The following is a 24336-nucleotide window of genomic DNA, read 5'->3' on the forward strand; positions in this document are numbered from 1 at the left end:
TCCCCCCCCTCGCACGCCGCCGCAGCGAGACCAGTGCGCGGCCGCGCTTCTCCGCCTCGCACGCCGCCGCAGCGAGACCAGTGCGCGGCCGCGCTCCTCCGGCTCGCACGTCGCCGCAGCGAGTCCAGTGTGCGGCCGGGCCTCCCGGGCTCAGGCGTGGTCGTAGCCGTGGGCTTCCAGGTAGCGGCGTAGGCGGTCGAGGGCTCTGCGGCGCGTCGGGCCGACGCTGCCGATCGCGATGCCCAGCTCGGCGGCTATATCGGCGTGTGTGGCCGGTGGGTCTTGCATCAGGAGTTCCACCAGGCGCCTCTGGGCGGCCGGCAGCTGGGCCACCGCCCGGTGTAGCAGGGCGTCCCGCTCACTGGCCAGTACTTGGCGTTCCGGGGTGAGCTCGTCGGGCCGGTCGCACTCCGCTGGGATCTCCCGCCGCCGCGACTCCAGCACCCTCAGCGCCTGCCGGCGGGCCGTCGTCGCCAGCCAGGCGGGTAGGCGGGCCGGCTCCCGGAGCTCCCGCAGCTGCGCCAGCGACACCCACGTGTTCTGGCAGACGTCGAACGCGTCGGCGTCACCGAGCCGGTGCGCCCGCGCCACGCGCAGCACCACCACCGACAACCCGCGCACCAACGCGGACCACGCGCCCTGGTCGCCACGCCACGCCCGGGCCAGCAACTCGATCAGTTCGATTTCGGTCATTGCACCCCTCGCGATCACCGGTCCCGACTCAGATGGCCCGGCCTGTGCGGAAGCTCCCGAAAACCGCTGGTAGGCGAGAAGTTGAGTAAAAGTACGCACACGTTGCGTGATCAACTAACGAAGAGACACACGGAAGGCGGAACCAGGGTTCCGCCGTACGGGGCTGGATCGATCGCTTTCGAGGTGAAACACTCGCCACCGGCAGGAGAAATCAGGCTGGGATCAGCACACCTGATGACCAGGCCGGAACAAACTTTCCGTAGTCGTTCGTGGACGGTGGTGGTGGCGATGCGCGACGCGATCAGCGCGCGCCACTCCGCGCGAACACTTCCGGTCGAACTCAAGCTGCTGCTCGCGGGCGGATTCGTGCTCGCGGGCTGGCTGCTCACCGCGGTCCTCGGCGCGCCATCGGCCGCCGCCGACGAGGCGCCGTCCGAACCGGACACCGTCGCCACGCAACAGCAGCCGAACCTCCTCGGCACGGTGACCGGACTCGTCGACGTCGTCACCGACACGGTGAACACCACACTTTCGACCGTCACCGACACGGCGGAATCGGCACTGACGACCGTCACCGAAACGGCTGACCAAGCGACGCAGCCGATCACCGGAATCGTCGACGAGACCGTTCAGACGATCACCCCGAAGGCACCGGAGCGGTCCGAACCGGCCGACACCGGAACCGTGGACAGCGAGCCGGCCGTCACCGAACCGGCGCCCGCGCCCCCGGCTCCCGTCGAACCTCCCGCGCAGCCTCCCGCCGAGCCGGGCCCCGCGCCGGTGCAAGCGGTCACGCACCACGCGCCCGCCGTCAAGCACGCGACAGCGCCGGCGCGGCACCAAGACATCCCGGATCCGGTGCGCGCGGACAACGCCCCGCCGGCTCCGGCACCCACCGACCCGGGTGATCCCGGCGTCGTCATCACCGTTTCCCACGACTCCGGCAACGGCAGCCGCGACCTGCTGGCCGTCCTCGGCCCGCGTGCCTCCGCTGCCCCGGTTCAGCCGATCGTGGGAGCGCTGACCAGCGGTTTCGTGGGTATGGGCACCGTAGCGGGCCTGCCGCCCACCTCGCCCGACTGACGCGAGACCCGTTCACACAGGCGACCCGCGTCCACAACAAGATCAACTAGCGGGCCCCTCCGCAGCACACCTCTGCCGCCCGAGGGCCGAATCCCAGTCTTCCCGACCGGCCAACCGCGCCTGGCCGGATCGGGCGCTGGTCCCGGCGTCGCGATGCCCCCGCGACGCCGGGGCCCCACCGGGCACGTGTCGAGAGCTTCCGCTCACCGCGCCGAGCAGAAGCCCGATGCGCGCCTAGCCGCGATGACCCGCCGGCACGTCGAGGGGCGGTGCCGGCGGGTCACCGTGGAGCCCGGCCCGGAGCGATCCGGGCTGGGCGTCCCGCAGCCGGTGCGCTGGACGTCTTCGCCGAACTTCCTCCCTGGAGCGGCGAACGGACGACCAGCGCACCGGCTGTTCTTCCGGAACCCGTCACGCCACCGGCAGGTCGTCGGCAGGCTGCACGCGCACCGAGGCCGCCGCCAGCGCCAGCCGGGTCACCGCGTCGGTCAAGCGATCCGCCGGCTGCGCGAACGGGATCCGCAACCAGTGCTCCAGCCCGCCCTGGGCGCTGAACCTCGAACCGGGCGTGATCTGCACGCCGTGGTTGGCCGCGGCGATCGCGAGCCGCGTGCTCATCGGTTCCGGCAGGCGGCACCACAGCGACAACCCGCCCGACGGCACGCGGAACCGCCAGTCCGGCAGCTCCCGCCGCAGGGCCTCGGTCAGCGCGTCCCGCTGGGAGCGCAGGACGGCCCGGCGCGCGGCCGGGTCCGGGTCGCCCGCGTCGAACAACTCCGCCAGCACCAGCTGCTCGAACACCGGCGACCCCAGGTCGGACGCGAACCGCGCCGAGGTCAAGCGCGTCACCAGTTCCTCCGGCGCCCGGATCCAGCCGATCCGCAGGCCGCCCCAGTGCGACTTGGACACCGTGCCGACCGTGATCGCCCAGTCCCCGGCGAACGCGGCCAGCGGCGGCGGCCCGTCATCCCCCTCCAGGTCCAGCTCGACGAACGTCTCGTCCACCACCGCATGCGTTTGCGTCCGGGCCAGCAGCGCCCCCAGCTCCGCCCGCCCGGACGCGTCGAGCCGGTAGCCGGTCGGGTTGTGGAAGTCGACGATCAGGTACGCGAGCCGGGGCGCGGTCTGGCGCACCGCGGCCTCCACCCCCGCCAGGTCCCACCCGTGCTCGCCGAGCGCCACCGGCACCGGCGTCGTGTGCGCGGCGCGGATCGCGTCCAGGGCGTTCGGGTACGTCGGCTGCTCCACCAGCACCCGGTCACCGGGGTGGGTCAGCATCCGCAGCACCAGGACGAACGCGTGGTGCGCGCCGTTGGTGATCAGGATCTGCCCTGGCGAGGTGGGCAGGCCGCGCGCGGTGTAGCGGGCGGCGATCCGCTCGCGCAGGGACGCAAGGCCGGTGCCGGTGTAGCCGTGCCGCCCCAGCTCGTCGACGAGCAGCAGCCGGGCGCGGTCGACCGCGGCCATCACCCCCGGGGCCGCCGGCGTCGCCGCGCGGACGAGGTCGATCGCCTGCGGCACGTCCGGCGACACCGGCTCCGGTGTCTTCCCCCGCGGCTTGGTGATCCACGATCCCGCACCCCGCCTGCTGGCCACGAGTCCCGCCTCGCGCAGGCGGTCCAGCGCGGCCGCCACCAGGGTGCGGCTGACGTCCAGTGCCTCGGCCAGCTCCCGCTCCGAGGGCAGCCGGGTGCCGACAGGCAACTGGCCGTCGAGGACGCCCAGCTCGATCGCCGCCGCGAGGTCCGCGGCGCCGTGACGCGAACCACTTCGACGCCACATGCCGAGCACAAGGGCCAATCTGCGGGCCGAAATCCGGCCAATGGGGTCCATGACAGCCAATTATCCCGAATTGGCTCTGGTTATCCAGTCCAACTGGCCGCAAAGTGGTCGCGTGACTGCAATCGATCTTCGGCCGGTGCGCGTCTCGGTCAGCCCCGCGCGCCGGCTCACCCAGCTGATGGGCGGTCTCGCCCTCTACGGCACGAGCATGGCGATGATGACGCGCGCCGGGCTCGGCCTGTCCCCGTGGGACGTTCTGCACGAAGGACTGGCCGCACGCACCGGGCTCAGCTTCGGCACCGTCGTCGCCATCGCCTCGGTCGGCGTGCTCGCGTTGTGGATCCCGCTCCGGCAGCGCCCCGGGCTCGGCACCGTGATGAACGTGCTGGTCATCTCGGTGACCGTCGACCTGGTGCGAGCCGTCCTGCCCGACCAGCACGCACTCGGCTGGCAGATCGCGCTGCTGCTCGGCGGCGTCGTGCTCAACGCCGTGGCGACCGCGGTGTACGTCGGCGCCCGGCTCGGCCCCGGCCCGCGCGACGGGCTGATGACCGGGCTGGCCGCCCGCAACACCTGGTCCGTCCGCTCGGTGCGCACCTGCATCGAGCTCACCGTGCTGGCGGCGGGATGGTTCCTCGGCGGCACGGTCGGCGCCGGCACCGTGCTCTACGCGCTCGCGATCGGGCCACTCACGCAGGCGCTCCTCCCCCACGTCACCTGGCGCGAGTCACGCTAGCGCCTGCCGGACCCGCCGCGCGTCCACGTCGAACCGGGCGAGGACGTCGGCGGCGGGTCCGCGCAGCGCGGTGAGCGCGAGCAGGATGTGCTCGCTCCCGAGTTCCTTGCCGCCCAAGGAGATCACCTCCTTCAGGCACACCTGCAGCACCTTCTTCGACTCGTCGGCGAACGGGATGTGCCGCCGCTTCCGACCGCCGCCGCCACCGGCGAGCGCGTTCGGCCCGTGCGCCTGCTCAACGCGGTCGAGGATCGCGTCGACGTCGATGCCGAACTCGCCGAGCGCCTCGGCGTCGGCCTCGGTGATCCCGCCGCGGCGGCGCACGCGCGCGGTTTCGGCGGCGACGTCGTCGAGCGCCACGCCGAACCCGGTCAGCAGGCGGGCCGCCTTGCTCTCCGGGAAGTGCAGCAGCGCGACCAGCAGGTGCAGCGGGTCGATCCGCTCCGAATCCAGGCGGATCGCGTCCTGCTGCGCCTCGACGACCACCTCGCGGGCGTCCGCGGTGAATTTCTCGAACATCACTGCCTCCCGTACTTCTTGTGCACGGCCTGCCTGCTCACGCCCAGCTCGGCCGCGATCTCCTGCCACGACCAGCCCTGCGCCCGCGCGCTGCGCACCTGCACGGCTTCGAGCTGTTCGAGCAGCCGCCGCAGTGCGGCCACGGCACGCAGGCCGACCTGGGGATCGCGGTCGCCGGCGCGGGCGGCCAGATCGGTTGCCTTCGTCATGACGTCAACCTACGTTGACACCACCACCTTGTCAACCAAGGTTGACGGCTAGGGTCGGTCGGGTGATCCACGTGGCCGAACGGCCCGGCGTCGGCCTCGACGGCCGCCCGCGCCCCACCGAGGACCGGGTCGTGGTGCTGGACCGGGCCGTCGCGGTGCTCGACGGCGCGACCTCGGCCGACCCGGACCAGCCCTCCGGCGGCTGGTACGCCGAACGCCTCGCGGCGCAGCTCGAACGGGAACTGCCCGGCGATCTCCGTCCCGCACTGGCGCGGGCGATCGCCGCTGTCGCACGGGAACACGGCCTGCGCCCGGGATCGTCGCCGTCCAGCACCGTGGCGATGCTGCGCTGGGACGACGACCGGGTGGACGCCCTGGTGCTGGCGGACAGCCCGATCGTCGCGTTCGGACAGTCGGCCGACGTGCTCGCCGACGACCGGCTGGCCACCCTGCGCCGCGCGGGGCGGTTGCGGACGCAGCAGGCCGTGCGGGCGCTGCGCAACCGGCCCGGCGGGTTCTGGGTCGCCGAAGCCGATCCGTCGGCCGCGGACCACGCGCTGACCCGCAGCTGGCAGCGCGCCGCACTGGACGCCGTCCTGCTCGCCACCGACGGCGTGTCCTGCGGTGTCGACGACTACGGCTTGTTCACCTGGCCCGAAGCCCTGCGGCTGGCCCGCGCCCGCGGGGTGGACGCGGTGCTCGACAGCGTCCGCGCGGCCGAGGACGGCGATCCGGACGGGACGCGCTGGCCGCGGGCCAAGCGCCACGACGACCAGGCGCTGGTGCTCGTCGAGTTCGGGCGACCCTAGGGGAAAGATCGGGGACTTCTCCGGATCTTCCGCGGGCCGCACAGCGGAAAGCTGCTTCCATGGGGATTTCCGAAAGAGCCCGGCCCTGGCTGCTCGCGGCGAACGTGGCGATCGGCTGGGGACTGTTCACCGCCTTCATCCTGCACGTGGTCAGCGGCCGCAACCCCGTGTCGGACACCCTGTCCAGTTACGCGCTCGCCGACGGCGGGGTCGGCCTGCTCGGCGCGAGCATGATCGCGATCGCCGTCGGGTCCGTCGCGCTGCTCGCGGCGCTCAAGGCCGCCGGCCACCGGCTGAGCCGGACCACCCAGGTGCTGTTCTGGGCCTGGTCCACCGGGCTCGTCGCGGCCGCGTTCTTCCCCGCCAGCTACCCGGAACGGTTCGACCCGGTGAGCGGTCAGATCCACGAATACGCCTGCGCCATCGCGTTCCTGAGCCTCGCCGCGCTGGGCTGGACCCTGCCCGCCGGCCTGCGGACCCACCCCGCGGTCGTGCGGCTGACACTGCTGACGCTCGGCGGTGTGCTGCTGTTCGGGGTGAGCTACCTGGTTCCGGGCGTGCTGCCCGTCGGGCTCAGCCAACGGCTCGCGCTCGCCGCGGACGTCGGCCTGCTGATCACGATCGCCCGCGTGGTCGCGGTTCCGGCGCCGGTTCCGGCGAAACCGCGGGAGCGTGTATCCAGCTGACCCCCGGCGCCCTCTGTTCCAGCAAGGGCCGGGATGGTCCGGCCGAACTGGGGGCTTTCTGGGGGGAAAGACTTCATGACCGACGTCATCACGCAACCAGCAGCGACGCTCACCGGGCCGGGCTTCGGCCTCACGAAGTTCGCCGACCCGCTGCGGGTGCCGCCGCTGATCCGGCCGCACTCCTGGTGGCACCAGGACGAAATCACCGTCAACATGGTCCGCTCACGGGTCCGGCTGCACAGCCAGCTGCCGGAAACCGAGGTGTGGGCCTACGAGGGCCAGTTCCCCGGCCCGACCGTCGAAGTGCGCAGCGGCAAGCAGTTGCGCGTCAGCTGGAGCAACGACATCGACGGCACCATCCCGGTGGTCGCCGTCCGGCAGCACGCCGAAATCGCCGACATCACCGCGCCGGTGCGCACACCCGGCTGGCGCAACCCGGACGGCACACCGCAGCCGGGCGCCGAGATCATCGACGGCGTGTCCGCTCTGCCCGCGTGGACCGTGGTGCACCTGCACGGCGCGCGCACCGGCGGCGGCAACGACGGCTGGGCGCACAACGCGGTGCTGCGCGGCGCGTCCCAGCTCGCGGAGTACCCGAACGGCCAGCAGTCCGCCACGCTCTGGTACCACGACCACGCGATGGCGGTGACCCGCTTCAACGTCTTCGCCGGGCTCTCCGGGATGTACCTGATCCGGGACGACGAGGAGGACGCGCTCGGCCTGCCCGCTGGCGACCGCGAAATCCCGCTGATCATCACCGACCGCAACCTCGACACCGATCCGGCCACCGGCGCCCTGACCGGGCAGCTGCTGTTCAAGATCCCGTTCATCACGCCGGCCGGTCCCGACGGGCCGAAGGTGCCGATCCAGTTCACCGGGCCGTTCACGCTGGTCAACGGGGTCATCTGGCCGCACCTGGACGTCGACGCGCGTTGGTACCGGTTCCGGCTGCTGAACGCGTCGAACTCGCGGTTCTACCGGCTCAACCTCGTCGACGAGACCGGCGCGGTGAACAACGACGGCGTCCGGATCATCGGCACCGACGGCGGTCTGCTGCCCGCGCCGGCCGCGTTCCCGGCGGCGGGCCTGGTGCTGGCGCCGGCGGAGCGCGCGGACGTGCTGATCGACTTCAGCCGGTACCAGGGGCAGAGCCTGACGCTGCGGGACACGCTGGCCGACCGGACCGAGCCGGACGTCATGCAGTTCCGGGTCGAGAACCGGGAACGGCACGACCAGTTCACGCTGCCCGAGGTCGTCTCGCGGTCGTACGTGCGGCTGCACCACGGGACGACCGTGCCGGAGGACCACGACCACGTCTTCGTCGCGCTGGTCCCGCCGGGCACCGCGGGCGAGGCTCACCCGCAGATGTGGGAGCTGCAGGAGGTCACCGACCCGGCGGAGTTGCCCGCCCAGTTCCCGGCCGAGGGGTTCATCCAGCTCACCGATCCCGCGGACGGCGCGGTGCGCACCTTCCGGATGGTGGCGAGCCTGTTCGACGACACCACCACGTTCTTCATCGACCACGACCGGTGGGCGATCTGGAACTTCGTCAACCTGGGGGGCCCGACCCACCCGATGCACATCCACCTGGCCGAGTTCCAGATCCTGACCCGCCGCGCCTACCCGCTGGACGCGGCGGGGAACGTGATCGGGTTCGACCCGGCCGTCGGCGGGACGCCCGCGCCGCTGCCGGTGCCCGGTGACGGCAGGCCGCTGGAGAAGTACGAAGAGGGCTGGAAGGACACCTTCCAGGTACAGGCGGGCGAGTGGGTGAGCGTGGCCGGTCACCACACCGGGGCGACCGGCGAGTTCATGTACCACTGCCACATCCTCGACCACGAGGACGAAGGCATGATGCGGCCGTTCGTCGTGCACCCGCCCGAGGTGGCGCGGTTCCACGTCCACCCCGGGTCGTCTCATGGGGGCGGTCACTGAGGTGACCGGGCCGGCGGCGTCCCTGGGTGCGGGGCGCCGCCGGTTGCCGCGTCAGAACGCGGTGCGACCGCCGTCGACGACGATCGTCGTGCCGGTGACGTAGCGGGCCTCGGACGAGATCACCCAGGCGACGAGACCGGCGACGTCGGCCGGTTCCCCGGCGAAGCCGAGCGGGGTTTCCTTCACCAGCCCGACGGCGGCGGTGTAGTCCGGGCTGCGGCTGGTTCCGGTGGCGATGTCGCCCGGCGCGACGCCGACCACGCGGACCCCGTGCTGGGCGAGGTCACAGGCCAGCGCCCTGGTCAGTCCGCCGAGCCCGGCCTTGCTCGCCACGTACGCGGGCACGTCGCGCTGGGCCTGGAACTCCGCGATCGAGCTGATGTTGACGATCACGCCCTGGTTCAGGACGAGCTGGGCGAACGCCTCACGGGCCAGGCGCAGCGGCGCCTTGAGGTTGGTGTCGACGATCCGGTCGATCAGCTCGTCGCTCGCGCTTTCCACCGGCCCGAAGGCCGCGTAGCCGCTGATGCCCGCGTTGTTCACGAGGACGTCGAGCCGTCCGAAGTGGCGCACGCACTCGGCCACCGCGTCCCGGCAGCCGCCGCCGGTGGCGAGGTCGTGCGCGCCGACCTGGATCAGTTCGGCGAACGGGTGTTCCGCGAAGAGTTTCCGGCCTTCGCTCGCGTCCTCTTCGGTCCGCTGGACCACGAAGACGGTCATCCGCTCGGCCGCCAGCCGGGAGGTGATCTCGGCGCCGATGCCGGTGGCGCCACCGGTCACCAGCGCGGTCCGCTGCGCACCCATCAGCCACCGCCTCCCTGAAACGTGCGTTTCAAACTACAAGGCGAGGCGGAAGAGCGTCAACGGCCGCGGGTGCGGGCGTAGTGGGCGCGTGCCTTCGCCCGGTTGCCGCAGCGCGACATGGAGCACCACTGGCGATTGCGCTTCGGCGAAGTGTCCGCGAACCGCAGCCCGCAGTCGTGGTACGCGCAGATCCGGACGTCGGCCTCGCCGGTCGCCAGGTCGATCGCGTCCACCGCCAGCGCGCCGAACGCCCCTTCGACGGGGTCCGGCGCGTCGAGCCGCCGGTGCGCGACGCCGTCGCCGTCGATGCGCAACTGCGGCACCGGCGCGTTGCGCGCGTGCCGGTTCAGCAGGCGGACGTCGGCAGGCCGCCCCTCACCCCGCGCGACGCGGTCGACCGCCTCCCGCAGCGCGATCGCCGCCGCGAGCGAGTCCGGCGACGCGGGCACCGGCCGGGGCAGCAGACCGGCGAGCACCAGCCACTCGACCAGCGTGGACGGCGAGGTCAGCAGCTCGCGACCGCCGCGGTGCCGGTCCCGGAGCGTGTTCACCAGGTCCAGGCACGGGCGGCCGCCGTCGAAAACCCACTGCGCCTTCACCGGGTCCAGTGTACTCTAACCCATATAACCGGTTAGGAAGGTGAGACATGGACTCGCACATGGCGACCGTCAACGGCATCCGCATGCACTACCGGCGAGCCGGCGAGGGTCCGCCGGTCGTCCTGCTGCACGGCTGGCCCCAGACCTCCTACTGCTGGCACCGGATCTTCGACTCGCTCGCGCGGGAGCACACCGTCATCGCGCCGGATCTGCGCGGCTACGGGCTCACCGACAAACCGCGGACGGGCTTCGACAAGCGCACCATGGCCGCCGACGTCTCGGCCCTGCTGCACGAGCTCGGCTTCGGCTCGGCGAGCGTGGTCGGGCACGACCGCGGCGGCCGGGTCGCGCACCGGTGGGCGCTGGACCGTCCGGACGAGGTGGAGCGCCTGGCCGTGCTCGACATCATCCCGACGCGCGAGATGTGGCGGCGGCTCGACGCCGGTGTCGGCCGCGGCTACTGGCACTGGCTGTTCCACCTGCAACCCGACCTGCCGGAACTGCTGGCAGGCAAGGACATCGCGGCCTACCTGGGGTACTTCTTCGAGCGCTGGACCTACCAGCGACAGGGCCTCGCCCCGGAGGCGATCGCCGAGTACGTCCGCGCGTTCTCCGCCCCGGGCGCCCTGCGCGCCGGTTTCGACGACTACCGCGCGTCCTTCCCGGACGACGCCGAACACGACGACGCAGACGCCGGGCGCAAGCTCGCGATGCCGGTGCTCGCGTTGTGGGGACAGGCCGGACTGCTCGGCTCACTGCCCACTTTGGACATCTGGCGGGAGTACGCCGAGGACGTCACCGGCGAGGGGCTGCCCGAGTGCGGCCACTTCCTCGCCGAGGAACAACCGGAGGCGCTGCTCGCGCACCTCAAGCGCTTTCTGTGATCCGGAAGACCGGGAAGCCGGGCGCGATGCCGCGCAGCACCTCGTCCGGCGACCGGTGGTCGACGCCCTCGAAGAACCGGCTGACCTCCCACGCCCACCGCTTCAGGTAGGCGCGCAGGATCACCGGTTTTTCGTCGTCGGCCAGCTCGGCGAACCGGAACGTCTCGACGCGGCGCCCGACGCGCAGCTGACCCTCGCCCGCCGCGCGCAGGTTGCGCACCCACTGCGTCTGCCCGCGCGGCGCGACGAGGTAGCGCTGCCCGCCGACCTTCAGCAGGTTCACCGGCGTCGACCGGATCTCCCCCGACTTGCGGCCGCGGACCAGCAGCACCCGGCTGCCCGCCAGGCTCACGCCCAGCTTGGTCAGGAACTGCACGGCCACGTTGAAGACGCTGTCACCCTTGCCGGGCTTGAGGTAGCGGTCCACCTGGGTTCTCCCTTCTGCGAGAGCGGTGCTCTCTGTTGAGATCAGTGAACACCTCGGCGGAGCGACTGTCAAGAGCACTGCTCTCTAATTTGTTCGGCGCTCTCTCGCATGGCACACTCGACGACATGCCAGCCAGCAAGACCGCGCGCGAACGGGCCCGCGCCGAACTGACCCGCGAGATCAAGGACGAGGCGCGCCGCCAGCTCGGCGAGGTCGGCCCGCACGGGCTGTCGCTGCGGGCCGTCGCCCGCGAGCTGGGCATGGTGTCCTCCGCGCTCTACCGCTACTTCCCGAGCCGCGACCACCTGCTGACCGAGCTGATCATCGACGCCTACAACGAGATCGGCGAAGCGGCCGAGCGCGCCGACGACCCGTCCGCCGCACCGCGCGATCGCTGGCTGCGCATCTGGGCCGCCACCCGCGACTGGGCGAAGCGGAACCCGCACGAGTACTCGCTGATCTACGGCTCGCCGGTACCCGGTTACCAGGCGCCGCAGGACACGATCACGCCTGCCGGCCGCGTGGCGCTGGCGCTGGTCCGCGTCATGGAGTCCGCCGATCTCGCGCCCGCGATGCCCGGCCCGCCGCTGCCCGTCGAGCTGGCCGAACAGGCACGCAAGGTCCAGACCGCGCTCGGGACGTCGCTCCCGGAGGCGGACCTGGTCCGGCTGATGACCGCGTGGACCCACCTCTTCGGCGCCATCAGCTTCGAGCTGTTCGGCCAGTACGCCAACACGGCGGATCCCGCGGACGCCTATTTCGCCTACACGGCAGGGCAATCGGCCGCTTTCGTCGGCCTGCCGTGAAGGGTTTACGCGTTGTGGCAGACTCGTCGCATGGCGGCGGATGACGAGGTGCTGCGGGCCGTCGAGGGAAGCCTCGACCGGCCGTCGGCGGCCCGGGTGTACGACTACTTCATCGGTGGGAACCACAACTACGCGATCGACCGCGCGTTCGGCGACAAGGTCCGCGCGCGGCTCCCGCTGATCCCCGACTCCGCGGTGGCGTGCCGTCAGTTCCTCGGCCGCGCCGTGCGGTACGCGTCGAAGTCGGGGATCCACCAGTACGTCGACATCGGCTCCGGCCTGCCGACCGCGGGCAACGTGCACGAGGTCGCCGACGAGGCCCGCCCGGAGCACGACACCACCGTCGTCTACATCGACAACGAGCCGATCGCGCTCGCGCACTCGCAGCTGCTGCTCGCCGACACGGCGGACCCGGACCGCCACCACGCGATCGCGGGCGACCTGCTGGAGCCGGTCGACCTGTGGGAGCGGGTCGGCGAGACCGGGGTCATCGACTTCGAGCAGCCGGTCGCGCTGGTGATCAACGCGGTGCTGCACTTCATCAAGGACGAACAGCAGCCGCACCAGGCGCTGGACTTCTACCGCGAGCAGCTCGCGCCGGGGTCGTTCCTGATCATGTGCCAGCTCACCGACGAGAACCCGGCCGACGACGAGGAGCGCCGGGCGCTGGACGACCTCAAGGCCTACTACGAGACCACCACGAACCCCGGGCAGTACCGCTCGCGGGAAGAGTTCCTGAAGTTCTACGGCGACTTCGAACTGGTCGAGCCGGGGCTGGTCTACGCGCCTGAGTGGCACCCCGACGAGAACGCGTTGTTCGCCGACGCGCCGTCGAAGTCACGCATCCTCGCCGCGGTGGCCCGCAAGCCGTAGGGCCTGTCCTCAAAGCCAGATGAGCAGTGTGGCCAGGTCGATCATGCTCCGGTAGGAGGTGGCGGTCTTGTCGAATCGGGCCGGTCAACAGGATCGACAAGGGCCGTCCGTGGCCGTCGCAGGCGAGGTGGATCTTGGTGGTTGGTCCGCCGCGGGACCGGCGATGGCATGATCATGTGGTTCGCTGTGCCCGCCGCACGAGTGCGCTTCCCCCTGTGTGGGACGCAGTCATGCGGCGGGCGCCGGCAGCGTGCTGATGCGTCCGCACGATGCTGGAATTGACCGAGACTTCGCGGTCGAGTTCGTCAATCGCCTCGGCGATCACACGAACCCGTGCCACCAACGCGGACAGAGTGCCGGTGCGTGACCAGCGCCAGAACCGGTTGTAGACCGTCTTCCGCGGCCCATACCGCTCCGGCAAGTCACGCCAAGCCACCCCGGTCTCGGCCTTGAACAACATCCCATTGATCACCCGGCGGTCATCGACCCGCGGACGTCCCTTCGTCCCCGACGCCGGCAGCGATGGCTCGATCACCTGCCACTGCTCATCAGTCAGCTCGTGCCCACGCACCGCAACCCAAGATCAAACCAGGTCGAATCTCCAACTTTGAGGACACGTCCTAGGGGAGGTACTCGCTGAACCAGGCGGCCGCGAGCTGGGCGACCCGCTCCAGCGCGCCGGGTTCCTCGAACAGGTGCGTCGCCTTCGGGACGATCTCCATGTCGTGCCGTCCGCCCAGCTCGGCGGCCGCCGACTGGTTCAGGCGCAGCACCTCCTCGTCCCGCGCGCCGACGATCAGCAGCGTCGGGCACCGCACCTGGGCGAGCGCGTCGCCGGCCAGGTCGGGGCGTCCGCCGCGGGACACGACCGCTTGCACGCGGTCCGGTTCGGCCGCCGCGGCCCGCAGTGCGGCCGCCGCGCCGGTGCTCGCCCCGAACAGGCCCAGCGGCAGCCCGGCCGTCTCCGCGCGCCGGGACAGCTCGGCCATCGCCGCGCGCAGGCGTTCGGTCAGCAGGTCGATGTCGAACCGCCGGTCGCCGTGGTCCTCGTCCGGGCTGAGCAGGTCGAACAGCAGCGTGGCGAACCGGTTGTCCTGCAGCTCGCGCGCCACCGCGATGTTGCGGGCGCTGTGCCGGGAACTGCCCGAACCGTGGGCGAACACGACGACCCCGATCGCGTCGGACGGGACCGTCAGATCGCCCTGGAGCCCGGGGTCGACGGTGAGCGGAACGGTCATGACGTCTCCAGCAGTTCGATGACCTCGTCGTCGCCGGTCTGGCGGAAGTCGGCGTACCACTGCCCGACCGACCGGAAACCGTGCGGCGCCAGCAGGCACAGCACCTCGTCGGCGTCGCTCTTCAACGCCGCCGCGGCGTCCGGCGCGCACACCGGCGCGGCGAAGACCAGGCTGTGCGGCCGGTCCGCGCGCAACGCCCGCAACGCGGCCCGCGCGGTCACGCCGGTCGCCAGCCCGTCGTCGACCACCAGCACGTCCCGTCCGGTCCGCGGCTGCGGCGGACGTCCGCGCTGGTAGACCACGGCGCGGCGGCGAGCTTCGGCGCGTTCGGCCCGGCACACCGCCTCCAGCTGCGCCGGCCGCAGCCCGAGCATCGACAGCGACCGCTCGTCGTAGTAGGGCGGGCCGTCCGGGGTGACCGCGCCGACGCCGAACTCCGGCTGGCCGGGCGCGCCGATCTTGCGGGCGACCGCCACGTCCAGCGGCGCGCCCAGCACCTGGGCGACCGCGTGACCGACGACCACCCCGCCACGCGCCAGCCCCAGCACCAGCGGATCGCGCCACTCGCGTTCGGCGAGCAGCTCACCCAGCCGCAGACCCGCCTCGTGGCGGTCGCGGTACTCGTGTCGCCGCCTCATGCCACAGGTCTACCCCTGCCGGAGATCGTCAACCAGGCTCACCGCGGCGCTTGCGGTGCACGACCCAGGCCAGGTCGATCACCATCCCCACCGCCACCAGGGACATCAGCACCGTCACCCACCACATCTCGATCGTGGCGAACAGGACGGCGGCCCCGGCGGCGAGGAGGATGCCGATGGCGGCGAGCCAGATCCGCAGCGTCAGCGCGCTGTACGCCGGCGCGGCGCCACCGAAACCGGCGGTCGGATCGTGGTAGTCCGGCAGGCCCCGCTGGTACTCCTCGCGGCTGCGAGGCCGCTCACGCGGGATTCGCATGCTCCCCGGCTACCCGCCGGGCCCGCCGCGGACACGTGGCCGCCCTCACCCGGTCCGGCGACGAGCCGTTTGGCTCGCCGCGCACTGGGTTACCGTGGCCGCGAACCCCATTCCGCCAGGAAGGAACACCCAACGCCGATGAGGCCGGCCAAGCACCTGACCCGGCGACTGCTGCTCGTACTGGCCGCCGGGGCCCTGCTCGCCGCGGTGGTCGTCTACGCCGGCGGCGACGAGGCCGAGCAGCAGCCCCCGGCCGCCGCTCCGACCACCGCGCCGCCGCCGCAGCCGCGCATCGCCGCCGCCGAGGGGCCGGACGCGTGCGCCACCGTGATCGGCGAACTCACGCCCCGCCAGCGGCTCGCGCAGCTGGTCGTCGTCGGGGTCGACGCGTCCGACCCGCAGGGCGCGGCCGACCTCGTGCGCACCGAGCAGGTCGGCGGGATCTTCCTCGGCGGCAACGCCACCGCGCTGCTCGAGAACAAGGCACTCGACCAGGTCCAGCAGGCCGGGCGGCTGCCGGTGTCCGTCGCGGTCGACGACGAGGGCGGCCGCGTCCAGCGGCTCGACGACCTGGACGGGTCGATCCCCAGCGCCCGCAAGATGGCCGCCACGATGACCACCGGCGAGGTCCGCGAGCTCGCGCGCGAGCGCGGGCGGGCGATGGCCGCACGCGGGGTGACCGTCGACTACGCGCCGGTCCTCGACCTCACCGACGCCGCCGCAGGCGACGTCATCGGCGACCGCTCCTTCAGCGCCGACCCGGACACCGCCCGCCGCTACGCGCAGGCCTTCGCCGCCGGCCTGGAGGACGCCGGGATCCAGCCGGTGGTCAAGCACTTCCCCGGTCACGGGCACGCGACCGGCGACTCGCACAAGGGCTCGGTGACCACCCCGCCGCTGGACGAACTGCGCGAGAACGACCTGCTGCCCTACCGCAACCTCGCGGACTTCGGGTCCGCCGCCGTGATGGTCGGCCACCTCGATGTGCCGGGCCTGACCGGTGGCGAGCCCGCGTCGCTGTCGCCCGCGGCCTACCAGCTGCTGCGCGGCGAGTTCGGCTTCGACGGCCCGGTGCTGACCGACGACCTGGGCGCGATGAAGGCGGTGACCCAGCGCTACCCGCTGCCGCAGGCCGTGGTGAAGGCCGTGCAGTCCGGCGCGGACCAGGCGCTGTGGTCCTCGGGCGGCCGCGTGACGACGGTGCTGGACGCGATGGAGAAGGCGACGGCCGACGGGACGCTGTCCGCCGAGCGGGTGACCGACGCGCTCACCACGGTCCTGCGCGCGAAGCACGCGTGCTGAGAAGTGGGGCGGCTGCGCCGGCCGGCTCCTCGACGCTGAGGAACCGGCCGGCGCAGCGGGATCTGGGGCGTGTCGCCGCGGGAAAGTCTACGTAACGTTCGCGGCGGCTCAAGGTCTCGTGTTCGGATCGAAATAGTCCCTGGTCAGGCGGCGCCCTGCATGATCTCGTGCCGTTGCGGCCAGTGCGACCAGAACGCCCCGGTGTAACCGAGCTCGATGAGCTTGAGCAGGAACGGGTTGTCCGCGTAGTTGTTGTCGTCCTCGGTGATGCCGGGCAGGGTCGGCAGCATCACGCGGTGGTACTCCGACGCGGGCACCAGGTCCCACAGCATCTGCACGCTGTTCACCCACCGCCCGTTCGGCGACGCGATGGTCGCCGGGTCCTCCGGCAGGTCCGGCGACAGGAAGTAGACCGGCCGGAAACGGCCGTCGCGGTCGAAGGCGAACTGCCGCTCGTACTCGACGATCGAATCGCACATCGCCCGCGGCTTCAGCACGATCGGCTCCACCGCCGAGTCCGACTGCAGACCGGGCAGCGTGCGGCGGCCGGCGCACTGCTCCGCCATCCGGATCCCCAGCGGCGAGTACGGGAACGCGCGGATGCCGAGGCTGTAACCGGCGACCGCGACGTCCAGGTCGAGCGTGCGGCGGACCGCCTCGGTCATCGTCACCGCCGTCTCCCCCGGCATGCCGAGCAGGACCTCGACCATCACCGGCAGCTCGACCTTCGCGATCTTGCCGCACAACACGCGCACGTCGTCGAAGGTGTAGAACCGGCGGCCGCCGCCGGAAACCTTCCAGCCGTCCAGCACGTCGTCGCGCACGTGGTCGGGCGCGAGGTTGATGCCCGCGCACCCGGCCCGCACCAGCAGGTCGAGCAGCTCGTCGTCGAACGGCGTCGGCTGCGCGTAGATCCACAGCTTCAGGTTGTGCAGCGGCGTGGAGTGGTCGGTGTCGCGCCGGCGGATGATCTCGCGCAACACGTTCTTGCTGTGCGCGATGACGAGGTTGAACTCGCTGTCGGTCGTGTGCAGGTCGTACACGCCCTGCGCGGTCAGCGCCTCCATCTCGTCGACCACGCACTCCACGGCGCGGCGGGTGAAGTGGGTGCCCTTCGCGTCCGGCTCCACGCAGTGCGCGCACGAGTAGGCGCAGCCGTTCTTGGTCAGGATGTTGCCGAGCCCGCCACCGCGGTAGTAGCGCAGGTTGTCGACCTTCCACGGCTCCCCGGACCGGCGGGTGTAGCTCGTGGTCGTGTTGATCGGCGGGGACAGCGGGCGGCCGCGGCGGCCGAGCTGCGGCACGACCTTCTCGACGCGCCCGCCGCCGCGGTTGACCAGCAGCCCGGGCACGGTGTCGGGTGATTCCCCGGACCACAGCGCATTCGCCAGGCCGACGATGATTCCCTCACCCGGCCCCTTCACCCCGAATGGAATGCCGAAATAGTCGACCAACGCGAACGGCATCGAGGAAAAACCGACACCGCCCGCGATGATCGGGGCCGCGCTGTGCATTTTGATCTCGTCGATGATGGCGCGGTGGTCGGCGAGGAAACCGCGTTGCTGTTGCGCGTAGATCGTGTCGGTGTTGCGCACGGTCACCCCGACCAGCATCGGCGTGTGGCTCGCGAAGTACTCGCGCAGCACGGTCCACCAGTCGTCCCGCCGGAACGTGAGGTCCACGACGTCCACATCGAACCCGTCGGCCTCCAGCGAGGTCGTCAGGATGTCCAGCGCGTACGGCGTGATCGGGGGATGGACCAGATTCGGGTTGACCAGTGTGACCAAAGACTTTCCCATGGGACTCCCACTCCTGCGCGAAAAGAGCAAAACATTCGCTGCAAAAATGGCAAAAGCGGGATGGGGAAATCAGGGGTTGTTTTTCACTGGCGCCGTCGCCACTGCTTCGCCGTGCGCGCGGCGGCACGCAACTCGTCCGGGGGCACCTCCAGCACCCGGCTCAGGTGGCTCTGCCAGTACGGGCCGGGCACGCGCTTGCCCCGCTCCCAGCGCGAGACCTCGCCACGGCCCAGGCTCTCGTTGCCCGAGACCGTGACGAGTTCGTCCGCGAGCTGGTACTGGGTCAGCCCGCGCTCGTGCCGCGCGGACCGGATCAACCGGCCGATCGGCATCGAGTCGCGGGCGGCCACGGCGGCGTCGGCGCTCATGACGCGGAAGCTACGAGCGCCGCCCCGCCGACACGATCCGTTCGGCGCACGGTTTTGTCCTCATCACGCACGATTCGCCCCTTAACACTCCAGTAGACGTCCAGACCGTCTGTGCAACGTCGCGTTGGGTGACTCACCGAACCGCTCCCGGTAGGCCGCCGCGAAGCGGCCGTGGTGCATCAGCCCGTACTTGCTCGCGATTTCCCCGACTGTCGTGACCTCGACCTGAGCGGCCGACAACTCGTCGTGCACCCGCTGCAGCCGCACACCGCGCAGGTACTCGCTGGGCGAGCTGCCCAGCTGCTCCCGGAAAGCCTTCTGCAACGCCCGCACACTCACCCCGGCCTGGTGGGCCAGGCTGCCCGGCGTGTGCGGGGCCTCCGGATGGCTGTGGATCAGATCGAGCGCCGCCCGCAGCGACCGCGAGGGCACCGGGCGGTCCCGGCCCTCGATCATCGCCGTGTAGTTGTGCGGCTGTGCGAGCAGCAGCCCGGTGATCAGGTTGCGCTCGAACTGCGCGACGGCGGCGGGGTGGGAGAGCATCGTGTCCGGCTGGTCCAGCTCCGAGACGCCGTAGGCCAGCTCCCGGTACCAGCTGCGGCCGTAGCCGCGGGTGATGTCCATGCCCAGCCGGAACCGCACGGGCTCCGACACCGAACCGCCGATGAGCTCGGCCAGGCGCGCCTCCAGCGCCGGCCGCTCGATCCGGATGACGAACTGGGCGCAGTCGTCGGACAGCCGCATCCGCAGCGGGTCGTCCGTGCCGACCACACCGGCCGTGTCCGGCGCGGAGTTGATCTGCTCGCGTCCGCACTGGACCATGCCCCGGCCGATCACCGGAGCCAGAACCACGTAGAAGGAGCCGAGCTCGCCGGGTTCGACGCGCACGTCGGTGCCGTAGGCGACCACGGCGATCGCCACGTTCTCCAGGCGACGGCAGTTGACCTTGGTGTTCAGCCGCGGGTTGCGGCCGAGCGTGTTCATCGAGTGTGGGCAGAACAGGCGGCCCACCCGCTCGCGGGTCTCGTCGACGTCTCGCGAGTGGAAGAGCCGGTACTTGTCCAACGGCAGTACTGTCATGTCCCGGGCAGTCGAAAAAGATCAACGTACGGTGGCGCCGACTCCCATACACCTCCAATGCACCACTGTCCGTTGTTGGCCGTTCAATTGCTACCGACGAACGGGCGAATTTGCCATGTGCAATTTGCATCCGACGCGTCGGACCCCGGTTGATCAGGGGTTTTACTATTCGGCGGCCGGTCGCAGGACCGCCGTGAACTGTCGAAGGGCACCTCCCTGCTCGACGATGCGGTAGCCGGTCAGCTGGTCCGCCTTCGACCAGACGCCCTCGGCCACGTCGACGACGTGTTCGAGGTGGCTCAGGGTGTAGACCCGGCGCGGCAACGTGAACCGCACCAGCTCGCGCGGCGCGGGCACGTCCGGCCCGCCGTCGGGGTCCCGCCTGCCGAAGACGAGCGTCCCCAGCTCGGTCACCCGCACCCCGCCCGCCAGGTAGAGCGCGTTGGCGAAGGCGGTCGCGGGCAGCTGCTGCGGCGGGATGTGCGGCAGCATCGCGCCCGCGTCGACGTACACCGCGTGGCAGCCGGTCGGCTGCAGCACCGGCAGTCCCGCCAGGCCCAGCTGCTCGCCGAACCAGCGCGCGCACTCCGCGCGGTACCGCAGGTAGTCCGGTTCGACGACCTCCAGCAGCCCCTCCGCGAGCGCCTCCAGATCGCGCCCGGCGAGACCGCCGTAGGTCGGAAACCCCTCGAACGCGATGAGCTGCTCGCGGGCGCGGGCGGCGAGACCGGCGTCGCGCAACGCGATCAGCCCGCCGATGTTGGCCATGCCGTCCTTCTTGAGACTGGCCCAGCAGCCGTCCGCGAGCTCGAAGACCACGCGGGCCACCTCGCGCGGCGACAGGTGCCCGTAGCCGTCCTCGCGCTCGGTCACCAGGTACGCGTTCTCGGCGAAGCGCGAGGCGTCCAGGTAGAGCGGAACGCCGTGGGCGTCGCAGAGCTGCCGCACGTCCTTGACGTTGCGCACCGAGACCGGCTGCCCGCCGCCCGCGTTGTTGGTGATGGTGAGGACGACGCACTTCACGCGGTCGGCCGAGGTGCGCAGCAGGTCCCGCAGCCTGCCGGTGTCCAGGTCGCCGCCGAACGGGTTCAGCTCCCCCGGCGCGACCGGCACCGGCAGGTCGACCGCCTGCGCGCCGGCCGCTTCCACGCTGGCGCGCGTGCTGTCGAAGTGCGTGTTGCTGACCGAGATGTCGCCGGGCCGCAGCAGCAGGCCGAGCAGGATCCGCTCGGCCGCGCGTCCCTGGTGGACCGGCAGGATCTCGCCGTAGCCGGTCAGGTCGCGCACGACGGCCTCGAACCGCTCGAACGACCGCGCGCCGGCGTAGGACTCGTCGCCACGCATGAGCGCGGACCACTGCGCGGCCGACATCGCCGCCGTGCCGGAATCGGTCAGCAGGTCGATGGTGATGGCACGGGCGGGCACGCGGAAGAGGTTCCAGCCTGCCGCCACGAGCGCGTCGCGGCGCTCCTCCGCGGTGGGGAACGGGATCGGTTCGACCGCCTTGATCCGGAACGGCTCCATGAAGGGCGGCACGGGCGGCTCCTCGCTGGTCAATTCGGACAACCAGACCAGCCTGGAGCGACCGCCGGGCGTGGCGGTAGGGGCCAGTTCGGGCCCATGGTGAGCTGGGACACAATCGGCGCGCGAACGGGCCGCCCGGCCCGGCGACGGCGGAGGATTCACGTGTGGAAGCAGCGGCCGACGACGTAGGCTTCGCCTTTCAACCGCTCTACAGCCTGTACACCGGCGGCGTCGTCGGTGTCGAAGCCCTCGCCCGGCCCGCCACCGGGCGGATCCACGACCTCCTGCGCGCCGCCCAGCGCCGCGGACGCCTGGTCCACGTCGACGCCGGCCTCGCCGCGCAGGCGGTCCTCGCCGAGGCCACCCACGAGACGCTCCTCCCCCTGCACCTGAACCTGACCGCGCTGTCGGCCGCGGCGCCGCAGCTGGTGCTGGACCCGCTGCTCGAATCGCTCGGGCGCACCGGTCGCCGTCCACGGGAGATCGTGCTGGAGATCGGCGCGCCGTTCCACGGCGTCTCGCCGAAGGCGCTGCTCGCCGGACTGGAGCGGTTCGCCGAGCTGGGTTTCCGCCTGGCCTTCGACGGGCTCGGGTCCGGCGACCTGCCGCTGAACCTGCTCGCCGAAGCCGGCGTAGCCCTGGTCAAGCTCGACCGCACGACGCTGCGGCGGCTGCCCGGCGAGGCGGCGGCGGTCGCGCTGGTCGAGTCGCTCGTGCACTTCACTTCGCGGACCGGCATCCGGCTGGTGGCGACCGGGATCGAGGCCGAGGAGCAGCTGTCGGCGGCGCGGCGGCTCGGGGTGCGGATCGTGCAGGGCAACCTGTTCGCCCCGGCCCGCGCCAACGCGATGCCCTCCGGTCTGGTCACCGCGCCGCCGGGGCCCGCGACGCCGGTGCCGCTGACCGGGGCGGCCGCGCCGCGCGTGGACGACTTCCGGCACCCCGCGACGACGCTGCCCGACGACGCGACGTGCGACGAAGTCCGGCGGGTGCTGCTGGACCACGACGCGCCGAGCGGGATCGTCGGGATCGACCCCGCCGGACGGCCGCGGTGGTCGATCGACCGCGCCCGGTTCCTGCTGGACCTGACCGGCCCGTACGGGCACGCGCTGCACGCGAACAAGGCGGCCGCGCGGCTGGCCGACCCGCCGCGCACCATCCGCACCGGAGCGGGCGCGCTGGAGCTGCTCGACCTGGTCGCCGACGCCGACCTGACCCGCACCGCCGACGACATCATCGTGGTCGGCGCGGACGGCGAGTGCCTCGGCGTGGTGTTCGTGACCGAGATCGTGCGCGCGATGGCCGAGGCGAAGATCGAGGAGGCGGCCGCGCTGAACCCGCTGACCCGGCTGCCGGGCAGCGACACCGTCGCGCGCGAGGTGGACCGCCGCATCGCCGCGGGTCGGCCGCTCGTCGTGGCGTGGCTGGACGTCGACTCGTTCAAGCGCATCAACGACACGGTGGGCTTCGCGGCGGGCGACGACCTGATCCGGGCGCTGGGACGGACGCTGACGGATCTGGCGGCGAAGCTGCGCAGTGTCACGGTGAGCCACGTCGGGGGCGACGACTTCCTGATCGCCTGCGACATCGACGAGATCCCGGCCGTCGCGGACACCCTGCTGGGCACCCCGTGGACGGCCGAGCACCTGACGGTCACGGTCTCGCTGGCGACGGTCGTGTGCGCCGGCACGGCGGCGAAGTCCTACCGCGAGGTTTCCCGGCTGCTGGCGCCGCTGAAGAAGCGCGCGAAGGACGTGCCGGGGTCGAGCTGGGTGAACAGCTGGCCAGGCACCGACCGTTTCGAGATACTGCGTGGACAGGGCCACGACTCATTGCGAGTCCCGAATCAAGTCCGCTGACAATTGTGCGCCCGTTCTGGCTAACCCGCCCGGGTGACGACAGTGAACAACTGACGAATTCGGCGACCGTTTCGCATTTCGCCACCCGGTAGGGTGACAGTGCAGGCGTCTTCGTGATCAACCCCGTCATAGCGCGCACAGGCGCATCTTGGAGCAACCGTGAAATCCGCCCTTTTTAACGCCGTTCTACCTTCCTCCCGTGACCGTCCCAGAGTTCGATCCCACCGCGAAGCCGGGGTACATCTACGAGATGATGGCGGACCACCTGGAGGCCCGCATCGAGGCCGGTGAGCTGCGCCCGAACACGCCGCTGCCGGCGGAACGACGGCTGGCCACCGAGTACGGCGTCTCACTCGGCACGGCGCGCCACGCAACCCAGATCCTCCGCGAACGCGGCCTGGTGTTCACCATCCGCTCAAAGGGCACCTTCATCGCCGACGAAGCCCGGAGAAGAGCAAACCGGGGGGATTTGTGAACGCCTTTCACCCGTTGTCCGGGCGGAAATCGCGCACAATACCGGAAAAGGACGGCTTCCGCTCATCCCACCCCGGCAGCATTTCCCGCCGCCGTCATCTAGAGTGCGGTTGCACGTGCATCAGCATTCGCATGACGCCGAGGAGGGGTCGTGGTTCCTGATCTGCCGGCGAACCCTCTGTCGATCGAACTCGAGCTGAAACACCGCCGATTCTGGTGGCAGATCGACGACGAGGACGAGCAGCCGGAACAATGGGACGCCAGAGCGGAGGTGTCGGAACTCGACGTCTGCCCGGACGAGCTCCGGCACGTCGGCGACATCGCGCTCGTCATCGCCGATCTGACCAAGGAACGGAATCTGCTGGATTCGGTCGTGCTCGGCGAATGGGCGCTGGAGTTCATCGCGGAAACGGTGATCGACCCGGACCAGGGCAAGCTGCACCCCGAGCTGGACGCGCGCATCAGCCAGGGACCGCCGCGCATGGTGATCCTGAGGCGCATCGAACTGACCGAGCCGTGGCGCGGGCACGGCCTCGGCGCCGCGCTGATCGCGAGCGCGCTGCGGATCCTGTCGCCGAACGCGCGCCTGGCCGCCTGCCGGGTCTCCCCGCTGGACTTCGCCCTCCCCGGCGCCGACCGCATCACCGCGGAGTTGTCGAGCCTGCGCGCCGGCGCGATGCTGGAGAGCATCGGATTCCAGCGCTGGCGGGGAGTCCACCTGGTCGACCTGAGGAACCCCGCCCTGGTCGACGCGCGCATGGAGCTGCTCGACCAGTGGTGGCCCGGCCAGGACGAGGACTAGGGCGTGTCTGACAAAGATCGCGGTTGGTGGCTGGGATGCTGCTGGTCGTGTCGCGGTTTCAGATGCTCTCGGATGAGCAGTGGGCGTTGAT

Annotated in this window: 26 protein-coding genes and 1 pseudogene; 12 read left to right on the top strand and 15 right to left on the bottom strand. The window is 71.4% G+C overall.

The features are described 5' to 3' along the window. Nucleotides 1-150 precede the first annotated feature (150 nt). The gene (locus ABZ215_RS36465; protein WP_354714687.1) at nucleotides 151-693 is read right to left on the bottom strand and encodes a sigma-70 family RNA polymerase sigma factor; all 543 of its coding nucleotides are present in this window, start codon (nucleotides 691-693) and stop codon (nucleotides 151-153) included. A 288-nt stretch (nucleotides 694-981) separates the two neighbouring features. On the opposite strand from ABZ215_RS36465, the gene ABZ215_RS36470 reads away from it, so the two are divergent. Continuing rightward, the gene (locus ABZ215_RS36470; RefSeq protein ID WP_354955004.1) at nucleotides 982-1776 is read left to right on the top strand and encodes a hypothetical protein; all 795 of its coding nucleotides are present in this window, start codon (nucleotides 982-984) and stop codon (nucleotides 1774-1776) included. A gap of 411 nt (nucleotides 1777-2187) precedes the next feature. Here the strand turns inward: ABZ215_RS36470 and ABZ215_RS36475 are convergent, their stop codons facing one another. Beyond that, the gene (locus tag ABZ215_RS36475) at nucleotides 2188-3609 is read right to left on the bottom strand and encodes a PLP-dependent aminotransferase family protein (protein ID WP_354955006.1); all 1422 of its coding nucleotides are present in this window, start codon (nucleotides 3607-3609) and stop codon (nucleotides 2188-2190) included. Nucleotides 3610-3670: 61 nt separating this feature from the next. Here ABZ215_RS36475 and ABZ215_RS36480 point away from each other — a divergent pair, with 61 nt between their 5' ends. Beyond that, nucleotides 3671-4294, top strand: a complete 624-nt coding sequence (locus tag ABZ215_RS36480; protein ID WP_237336266.1) for a hypothetical protein — start codon at nucleotides 3671-3673, stop codon at nucleotides 4292-4294. Here ABZ215_RS36480 and ABZ215_RS36485 read toward each other — a convergent pair. Beyond that, complete coding sequence (locus ABZ215_RS36485; RefSeq protein ID WP_354955008.1) at nucleotides 4286-4813, bottom strand: Clp protease N-terminal domain-containing protein; 528 nt, start codon at nucleotides 4811-4813, stop codon at nucleotides 4286-4288. The genes ABZ215_RS36480 and ABZ215_RS36485 overlap by 9 nt on opposite strands. Continuing rightward, nucleotides 4813-5022 carry a helix-turn-helix domain-containing protein gene (locus ABZ215_RS36490; RefSeq protein WP_354955010.1) on the bottom strand — a complete coding sequence of 70 codons (210 nt, stop codon included), beginning with the start codon at nucleotides 5020-5022 and terminating at the stop codon, nucleotides 4813-4815. The genes ABZ215_RS36485 and ABZ215_RS36490 overlap by 1 nt, the downstream gene beginning before the upstream one ends. A 62-nt stretch (nucleotides 5023-5084) precedes the next feature. Here ABZ215_RS36490 and ABZ215_RS36495 point away from each other — a divergent pair, with 62 nt between their 5' ends. The 3 genes from ABZ215_RS36495 (at nucleotide 5085) to ABZ215_RS36505 (ending at nucleotide 8452) form a co-directional block, all read left to right on the top strand. Continuing rightward, nucleotides 5085-5831, top strand: a complete 747-nt coding sequence (locus ABZ215_RS36495; RefSeq protein ID WP_354955012.1) for a hypothetical protein — start codon at nucleotides 5085-5087, stop codon at nucleotides 5829-5831. A gap of 59 nt (nucleotides 5832-5890) precedes the next feature. Continuing rightward, on the top strand, nucleotides 5891-6517 hold the full coding sequence (locus ABZ215_RS36500) for a DUF998 domain-containing protein (protein ID WP_354955014.1): 627 nt from the start codon (nucleotides 5891-5893) through the stop codon (nucleotides 6515-6517). A gap of 75 nt (nucleotides 6518-6592) precedes the next feature. Next, nucleotides 6593-8452 (top strand): multicopper oxidase domain-containing protein, encoded by a 1860-nt coding sequence (locus tag ABZ215_RS36505; protein ID WP_354955016.1) that lies wholly within the window; start codon nucleotides 6593-6595, stop codon nucleotides 8450-8452. Nucleotides 8453-8503: 51 nt separating this feature from the next. On the opposite strand, the gene ABZ215_RS36510 is transcribed toward ABZ215_RS36505, so the two are convergent. Both ABZ215_RS36510 and ABZ215_RS36515 read right to left on the bottom strand, forming a co-directional pair. Further along, a complete protein-coding gene (locus ABZ215_RS36510; protein ID WP_237336271.1) occupies nucleotides 8504-9256 on the bottom strand; it encodes an SDR family oxidoreductase in 753 nt (250 codons plus the stop codon). 56 nt (nucleotides 9257-9312) lie between these two features. Beyond that, nucleotides 9313-9855 carry an ABATE domain-containing protein gene (locus ABZ215_RS36515; protein WP_354955019.1) on the bottom strand — a complete coding sequence of 181 codons (543 nt, stop codon included), beginning with the start codon at nucleotides 9853-9855 and terminating at the stop codon, nucleotides 9313-9315. Nucleotides 9856-9902: 47 nt separating this feature from the next. On the opposite strand from ABZ215_RS36515, the gene ABZ215_RS36520 reads away from it, so the two are divergent. Further along, nucleotides 9903-10739: an alpha/beta hydrolase gene (locus ABZ215_RS36520; protein ID WP_020419534.1), complete on the top strand. Its 837-nt coding sequence runs from the start codon at nucleotides 9903-9905 to the stop codon at nucleotides 10737-10739. Here the strand turns inward: ABZ215_RS36520 and ABZ215_RS36525 are convergent. Next, nucleotides 10723-11166, bottom strand: a complete 444-nt coding sequence (locus ABZ215_RS36525) for a nitroreductase family deazaflavin-dependent oxidoreductase (protein ID WP_020419533.1) — start codon at nucleotides 11164-11166, stop codon at nucleotides 10723-10725. The genes ABZ215_RS36520 and ABZ215_RS36525 overlap by 17 nt on opposite strands. Nucleotides 11167-11291: 125 nt before the next feature. Here ABZ215_RS36525 and ABZ215_RS36530 point away from each other — a divergent pair, with 125 nt between their 5' ends. Both ABZ215_RS36530 and ABZ215_RS36535 read left to right on the top strand, forming a co-directional pair. Beyond that, entirely contained in the window at nucleotides 11292-11972 is a 681-nt protein-coding gene (locus ABZ215_RS36530; RefSeq protein WP_237336274.1) for a TetR/AcrR family transcriptional regulator, read from the top strand. 30 nt (nucleotides 11973-12002) lie between these two features. Continuing rightward, nucleotides 12003-12845, top strand: a complete 843-nt coding sequence (locus ABZ215_RS36535) for an SAM-dependent methyltransferase (RefSeq protein WP_020419531.1) — start codon at nucleotides 12003-12005, stop codon at nucleotides 12843-12845. 82 nt (nucleotides 12846-12927) lie between these two features. On the opposite strand, the pseudogene ABZ215_RS36540 reads toward ABZ215_RS36535, so the two are convergent. The 4 genes and pseudogenes from ABZ215_RS36540 to ABZ215_RS36555 form a co-directional block, all read right to left on the bottom strand. Further along, nucleotides 12928-13416: pseudogene (locus ABZ215_RS36540) on the bottom strand (IS5 family transposase); the annotation flags it as partial. A 49-nt stretch (nucleotides 13417-13465) separates the two neighbouring features. Continuing rightward, nucleotides 13466-14083, bottom strand: coding sequence for an alpha/beta fold hydrolase (locus tag ABZ215_RS36545; RefSeq protein WP_237338366.1), 618 nt, complete (start codon nucleotides 14081-14083; stop codon nucleotides 13466-13468). Beyond that, a complete protein-coding gene (locus ABZ215_RS36550) occupies nucleotides 14080-14721 on the bottom strand; it encodes a phosphoribosyltransferase family protein (RefSeq protein ID WP_020419528.1) in 642 nt (213 codons plus the stop codon). Before ABZ215_RS36550 ends, ABZ215_RS36545 begins: the two co-directional genes overlap by 4 nt. Before the next feature lie 28 nt (nucleotides 14722-14749). Further along, nucleotides 14750-15037, bottom strand: a complete 288-nt coding sequence (locus ABZ215_RS36555; protein ID WP_020419527.1) for a DUF6343 family protein — start codon at nucleotides 15035-15037, stop codon at nucleotides 14750-14752. 138 nt (nucleotides 15038-15175) lie between these two features. Between ABZ215_RS36555 and ABZ215_RS36560 the strand changes: the two genes are divergently transcribed. Next, entirely contained in the window at nucleotides 15176-16339 is a 1164-nt protein-coding gene (locus tag ABZ215_RS36560; protein ID WP_354955022.1) for a glycoside hydrolase family 3 N-terminal domain-containing protein, read from the top strand. Between the two features lie 143 nt (nucleotides 16340-16482). Here the strand turns inward: ABZ215_RS36560 and tsrT are convergent, their stop codons facing one another. The 4 genes from tsrT to ABZ215_RS36580 form a co-directional block, all read right to left on the bottom strand. Then, complete coding sequence (tsrT, locus tag ABZ215_RS36565; RefSeq protein ID WP_354955024.1) at nucleotides 16483-18138, bottom strand: tryptophan 2-C-methyltransferase; 1656 nt, start codon at nucleotides 18136-18138, stop codon at nucleotides 16483-16485. A gap of 83 nt (nucleotides 18139-18221) precedes the next feature. Further along, nucleotides 18222-18506 carry a helix-turn-helix transcriptional regulator gene (locus ABZ215_RS36570; RefSeq protein ID WP_020419524.1) on the bottom strand — a complete coding sequence of 95 codons (285 nt, stop codon included), beginning with the start codon at nucleotides 18504-18506 and terminating at the stop codon, nucleotides 18222-18224. Nucleotides 18507-18587: 81 nt separating this feature from the next. After that, nucleotides 18588-19586: an AraC family transcriptional regulator gene (locus ABZ215_RS36575; RefSeq protein WP_354955026.1), complete on the bottom strand. Its 999-nt coding sequence runs from the start codon at nucleotides 19584-19586 to the stop codon at nucleotides 18588-18590. 165 nt (nucleotides 19587-19751) lie between these two features. Next, the gene (locus ABZ215_RS36580; protein WP_354955028.1) at nucleotides 19752-21152 is read right to left on the bottom strand and encodes a tryptophanase; all 1401 of its coding nucleotides are present in this window, start codon (nucleotides 21150-21152) and stop codon (nucleotides 19752-19754) included. Between the two features lie 122 nt (nucleotides 21153-21274). Here ABZ215_RS36580 and ABZ215_RS36585 point away from each other — a divergent pair, with 122 nt between their 5' ends. From ABZ215_RS36585 to ABZ215_RS36595, 3 genes are all read left to right on the top strand, one after another. Further along, nucleotides 21275-22969: a GGDEF domain-containing protein gene (locus ABZ215_RS36585; protein WP_354955030.1), complete on the top strand. Its 1695-nt coding sequence runs from the start codon at nucleotides 21275-21277 to the stop codon at nucleotides 22967-22969. Between the two features lie 199 nt (nucleotides 22970-23168). Continuing rightward, the gene (locus ABZ215_RS36590) at nucleotides 23169-23444 is read left to right on the top strand and encodes a winged helix-turn-helix domain-containing protein (protein WP_354955032.1); all 276 of its coding nucleotides are present in this window, start codon (nucleotides 23169-23171) and stop codon (nucleotides 23442-23444) included. Nucleotides 23445-23594: 150 nt separating this feature from the next. Further along, nucleotides 23595-24245, top strand: coding sequence for a hypothetical protein (locus tag ABZ215_RS36595; protein WP_027932844.1), 651 nt, complete (start codon nucleotides 23595-23597; stop codon nucleotides 24243-24245). Nucleotides 24246-24336 lie beyond the last annotated feature (91 nt).

Source organism: Amycolatopsis sp. NPDC006131 (assembly GCF_040614175.1).
Lineage (GTDB): Bacteria > Actinomycetota > Actinomycetes > Mycobacteriales > Pseudonocardiaceae > Amycolatopsis_E > Amycolatopsis_E tucumanensis.